This is a genomic window from Streptococcus suis (assembly GCF_002960625.1).
GTDB classification, from domain to species: domain Bacteria; phylum Bacillota; class Bacilli; order Lactobacillales; family Streptococcaceae; genus Streptococcus; species Streptococcus suis_T.
Map to the genome: position 1 here is coordinate 1 of NZ_POJH01000005.1, position 509 is coordinate 509.

Here is a 509-nt window from a genome sequence, read left to right on the forward strand (position 1 = left end):
ACCTTGCGGTAGATGTGAGTTGTGTTACCATCTGGATCTGTTACAGTCTTACCTGTGAACTCGTAGCCTGGGATTGACTTGTTAGGTGTTGTACCCTCTTCTTGCGGTGCAATTGGGTTACCGTTTTCGTCAACGTGGTTTGTCACAACCTTCTTAGCAGGTGTTTCAACCTTGCGGTAGATGTGAGTTGTGTTACCATCTGGATCTGTTACAGTCTTACCTGTGAACTCGTATCCTGGGATTGACTTGTTAGGTGTTGTACCATCTTCTTGCGGTGCAATTGGGTTACCATTTTCGTCAACGTGGTTTGTCACAACTTTCTTAGCAGGTGTTTCAACCTTGCGGTAGATGTGAGTGGTGTTACCATCTGGATCTGTTACAGTCTTACCTGTGAACTCGTAGCCTGGGATTGACTTGTTAGGTGTTGTTCCCTCTTCTTGCGGTGCAATTGGGTTACCATTTTCGTCAACGTGGTTTGTCACAACCTTCTTAGCAGGTGTTTCTACTTT

At 45.4% G+C, this 509-nt stretch carries 1 protein-coding gene; it reads right to left on the reverse strand.

Annotated elements, in window-relative coordinates; translation table 11 throughout:
* A partial coding sequence (locus C1G49_RS00015) for a MucBP domain-containing protein (RefSeq protein WP_193433986.1) occupies positions 1-509 on the reverse strand: 509 nt, incomplete at both ends.